The following is a 1,502-nucleotide window of genomic DNA, read 5'->3' as shown; positions in this document are numbered from 1 at the left end:
CTAGTAAACAAGTTAAATACGACAACTATCTTGACAAACACCGAAAACGGAACAGAAAAACACAGATCAATTTGAAAGATGCATGGAGAGTATATTAAATAATGAACTCAACTTTTGCAGCTAGAAAAAAGTATTCAATTTAACTAGCCGTAAAGCGTGTCACTCTTCAAATATGGTCATTGACAAATGAAATAGGCATAAAAAAACACCTCAAATTTGGTATAGTGTAATTGATTAGAAAACACTACCAATACAGAAGAGGTGTCTCCTATATGATAGCGAATAATGACCAAAATAATCAACTACCAAATGAACTTTCTTCAACATTTAAAGAATTAGAGCTGTTTAAACATCTAAGAAAGGCTGGTATTACAAAGTCTGTCGGCTTTACTTGTGCGTATCTTTTTCAATTAATTTTTAGTCTGATGTTCAATTAATTTTTAGTCTGATGTTTGAAAATAAAAACTGGTTTCAACTACTTCAAAGTAAGAAAGCTAGCGAATGTCCAGAAAAGGATGCGGTCTATCGTTTTTTAAACAAGTCTACCTTTGCTTGGAGAAGATTTTTACTATTTCTAAGCGTTCATACGATTGAGAAAGTGACAAACCTAACGATTCATGATCGGCCGAAAGTATTGATCTTAGATGATTCTTCGTATGATCGTAACCGCAGTAAATCTGTTGAGTTATTAGCTCGCTGTTTTGATCATGCATCCCAAAAGGATACGATTTTATAAAGGCTTTCGTATGCTTACGCTTGGCTGGTCAGATGGAGCAACGTTCATTCCAGTGGACTTTTCTTTATTAAGCTCGAAGAAAAGCCAAATTAATGGAATATCATCAAAAATTGATAAGCGTAGTTCCGGTTATAAACGAAGAGTAGAAGCGTTACAAACCGCACCAGAGCAAATACCTGGCATGGTCGAACGTGCGATGAATGCCGGCATCGATGCTTCCTATGTGCTGATGGACTCTTGGTTCACGTATCAGCCTCTCGTTAAGCATATCAAGGACCAAGGCATTGATGTCATTGGTATGGTAAAGAATCTAAAGCAACGTTACATCGTGAATGGGAAACGTGTGAGCTTAAAGGAACTTTACTGTTTAGCGAAGCCAACCAATGGTAAGAAAAGCATTCTTCGTTCTATTCATACCACACAAGCGAATGGAGTGCCTATTAAAGTTGTCTTTGTTCGCAATCGCAATAAAAAGAGTGAATGGTTAGCGATTTTAAGTACAGACTGTACGCTCAGTGACCAAGAAATCATTCGTATTTACGGAATGCGTTGGGACATTGAAGTCTTTTTTAAAACAACAAAGTCTCTATTGAAACTCCAAAAAGAGTTCCAAGGTCGTTCGTATGACGGCTTAATTAGTCATACAACCATAGTTTTCGCACGATATATTGTTCTCTCGTGGCAAAACCGTTGTAGCACAGACGAACGAACACTTGGCGATATGTTTTATGAATTATGTGATGAAGTTAATGATCTCGATTGGGCT

General features: G+C 36.9%; 1 pseudogene. It reads left to right on the top strand.

Features of this window, described 5'->3' with window-relative positions:
* Positions 1 to 272: 272 nt before the first annotated feature.
* A pseudogene (locus tag RZN25_18145) lies at positions 273 to 1,502 on the top strand (transposase).

Source organism: Bacillaceae bacterium S4-13-56 (assembly GCA_040191315.1).
Lineage (GTDB): Bacteria > Bacillota > Bacilli > Bacillales > JAWJLM01 > JAWJLM01.
This window is presented reverse-complemented; position numbering and strand designations above follow the sequence as displayed.